Below are 2,940 nucleotides of genomic sequence, written 5' to 3'. Positions count from 1 at the left end.
TTGCAGCAGGCCCTTACTTTGATTGCCGGAAGTTCTGCCCAACATTGCCGAAAGTTCTGACAAACCGTTGCCGTTTCTTCTGCTCTTTCGTTGCCGAAAACTCTGCACTTTGCATTGCCGGTTACAAAGCCTTAACAAAAGGAACAATATACCCGATAGTTAAGAAAATAGCACAAGCTATAGGCGTAAAAATGACGAAGGATATATTTGCAAAGGGAGTTAGCAAGGTTATTCCAGTCATAGGAGGAGTAGCGTCAGGCGGATTGACATACGTCACTTTTAGGCCAATGGCATATAAGCTCAAGAAGCATCTTTCCGAACTGAAATGGGCAGATCCGGAATTCTACAAGGATGTTATCTATGTGGATCCGACAGTAGATGAGAATAAGGTTGATTGAAAACCATAGTTGTCTGTCCGGCACATAACATCGTCTCTGCACCAGGCCAAAACCGGTGCGCGTCGCGCGCCGCTGAAGAAGGGCGCTGAGGTCCCGGTTGCGGCCCGCCGCAGAGACATTCACGTTAGCCGACAATACGAATATACCGCGTAAAGGAGTAGCTATGAGAGAAATATACATAAACGCGTTCAAATCGGCATTATCTGAAATCGAAGAATGTTATTATCATGTTCGAACTACGTATTGTGATGAGGGAATTGTTCGCGAACGGGTTTTCTGTTATGAACTGTATCATAAACTGAGGTCAGCAGATAATGATAGAAGGCAGTTATCATTATCTGCTGAAATAGATAAACGGGGACATATCGGCTTTGCTCCTTCTCATCAAGCCAATCCAGACTTTGTTCTTCACAATCCAGGAACATTCAAAAATAATGAGGTTGTTGTTGAAGTAAAAGGGAAAATGGTAAAAGATGGCGTGATTAAGGATCTACGTACGCTCGATAATTTTTTGAGTTTATATAACTATAGATATGGATTTTTCATTTTGTACAACTATAGTATTCAGCAACTTAAACATAGACTAATACTTTGGGCACGAAACGGCTCTTTTGATGAACGAAGTGATAAGTTCAAAGATATTATTGTTTTCTGTAAGCAAAATGCAAAAACTAATACTGAAGTTTCGACAATAGGTAGATTGTTGGGTGATATCGTCGGCTAACTACGTGTATTCAACAGCCTAAAACCGGTGCGCGTCGCGCGCCGCTGAAGATGGGCGCTGAGGTCCCGGTTTCGGCCCGCCGCAGAGACATTCACGTTAGGTGGCATTGGGCGGAGCAATCCTGTTGCGCTGTATGGTGATGATCCCGCTGTTTGGATCGCATGATTCCAATTTGGTAGTGTTGTGGTAAAATATAGGCATAGACTTAAGTTGGGTGGTGAGATTTGTATGAATACTGCAAAAGATATAATTCAGAAATTGGTAGATGAGATTCCAGAGACTAAAGCAGGGGAAGTTATTGATTTCCTTATGTTCCTCAAGGGGAAGAAGGAGCAGGACTTGTACCTAAGCCCAAAGGAAGAAGAAGAGATGTGGCACATCATCAAGAATGATGAACGCATATCGTCTGATAAAGCAAAAGAACTCCTTTTAGGAGAATAGGATGAGAAATATAGCATATTCCAAAACAGCAATAAAGGCGCTTAGTGAATATGATAAAGACACAAGACGGCGTATAATTGACGCAATTGATAGAATCCCACAAGGCGACATAAAAAGACTGAAGGGCATCAAGAGCCCATTTCTCTATCGCTTGAGGGTTGGAAAATACCGTGTTGTGTATCACATTGATAATGATGATATAGTCATTGCAAATATTGATACCAGAGGAGACATATATAAGTGAGGCGACCTTTTTTGGGAGCCTCACTTTTGGCATAATCAGCCACCCAGCGCCACCTAACATCGCCTCTTCAAAATGCCAAAACCGGTGCGCGTCGCGCGCCTCCGAAGCGGGAGCAGCCGTGAGTCCCGGTTTCGGCACTTCGCAGAGGCTAAGACGTTAGCTGAAATTGTAACCAATATGTTCAACCACCGCGTCCTGCGGCGGGGTACACTTGAAAGCAGAACGTAATTATATGAGTATTCGTAGTATATATTTCTTTTTTTGTGGAGGCTAAAATATGGATTTAGTAACCAAAGTTCGAAGGGTTGCGGAAGCACAGACAAGAAGATTTCCAGAAGGAAACGACCCTTTTAAAATTGGATGTAGGATATTAGAAGAAGTTGGAGAAGTGGTATGGGAACTAAACCACTATGAGCGAAAAGGCATTCCTATTTCGGAGAATTCAAGAGAAAACAAAGAGAACTTAGTGAATGAAACATACCAAGTTTTTGTTGCGTTAACCCAGTTAATGAAATACTTCGATTTGTCTTCTGATTTTGAGAACAGAATTGATGAAGTATACCAAGAATACATTGATAAAGGGTATTTGTCTAAAAATGGCTAAATTACAATATAGGCGTAATATTTAAGAGATAAGTTGAAACACTATTTTACATATGGTGAAGTAAGTGGAGGTAATCCTGATGTTGAAATATGAGATTATCCTTTACTGGAGTTCTGAAGATAATGCGTATATCGCAGAAGCACCTGAGTTGCCAGGCTGTATGGCGGATGGGGCAAGTCCTCATGATGCCCTAAACAGTATACAAGGTATTATGGAAGAATGGATTGAGACTGCAAAGGCACTAGGAAGATCAATTCCAGAGCCCAAAGGACGTTTGATGTTTGCTTGAGTGAAACCGCCGAATAGGCGGTTTTATCTTAATACAGGGGGATGGTATCACGTCCCATAACATCGTCTCTGCATCAGACCAAAACCGGTGCGCGTCGCGCGCCGCTGAAGAAGGTGTAACCGGCAATGCAAAGTGCAGAGTTTTCGGCAACGAAAGAGCAGAAGAAACGGCAACGGTTTGTCAGAACTTTCGGCAATGTTGGGCAGAACTTCCGGCAATCAAAGTAAGGGCCTGCTGCAA

5 protein-coding genes and 1 pseudogene are annotated in these 2,940 nt (G+C 42.6%); all 6 read left to right on the top strand.

Annotation, left to right across the window (positions count from 1 at the left end):
• Nucleotides 1–398, top strand: a pseudogene (locus tag PHO71_RS25970) (hypothetical protein); the annotation flags it as partial.
• A gap of 163 nt (nucleotides 399–561) precedes the next feature.
• Complete coding sequence (locus tag PHO71_RS25965; protein ID WP_300209081.1) at nucleotides 562–1,122, top strand: hypothetical protein; 561 nt, start codon at nucleotides 562–564, stop codon at nucleotides 1,120–1,122.
• Between the two features lie 228 nt (nucleotides 1,123–1,350).
• Nucleotides 1,351–1,563, top strand: a complete 213-nt coding sequence (locus PHO71_RS25960) for a hypothetical protein (protein ID WP_300209080.1) — start codon at nucleotides 1,351–1,353, stop codon at nucleotides 1,561–1,563.
• A gap of 1 nt (nucleotide 1,564) precedes the next feature.
• Entirely contained in the window at nucleotides 1,565–1,807 is a 243-nt protein-coding gene (locus PHO71_RS25955) for a type II toxin-antitoxin system RelE/ParE family toxin (RefSeq protein ID WP_300209079.1), read from the top strand.
• A 277-nt stretch (nucleotides 1,808–2,084) separates the two neighbouring features.
• Nucleotides 2,085–2,411: a hypothetical protein gene (locus PHO71_RS25950; protein ID WP_300209078.1), complete on the top strand. Its 327-nt coding sequence runs from the start codon at nucleotides 2,085–2,087 to the stop codon at nucleotides 2,409–2,411.
• A 79-nt stretch (nucleotides 2,412–2,490) separates the two neighbouring features.
• A complete protein-coding gene (locus tag PHO71_RS25945) occupies nucleotides 2,491–2,700 on the top strand; it encodes a type II toxin-antitoxin system HicB family antitoxin (RefSeq protein WP_300209077.1) in 210 nt (69 codons plus the stop codon).
• Nucleotides 2,701–2,940 lie beyond the last annotated feature (240 nt).

It is taken from the genome of Bacteroides sp., assembly GCF_028690125.1.
Lineage (GTDB): Bacteria > Bacteroidota > Bacteroidia > Bacteroidales > Bacteroidaceae > Bacteroides.
Note: the sequence above shows the minus strand (reverse complement) of the source record. Positions and strands in the feature narration are given on the sequence as shown.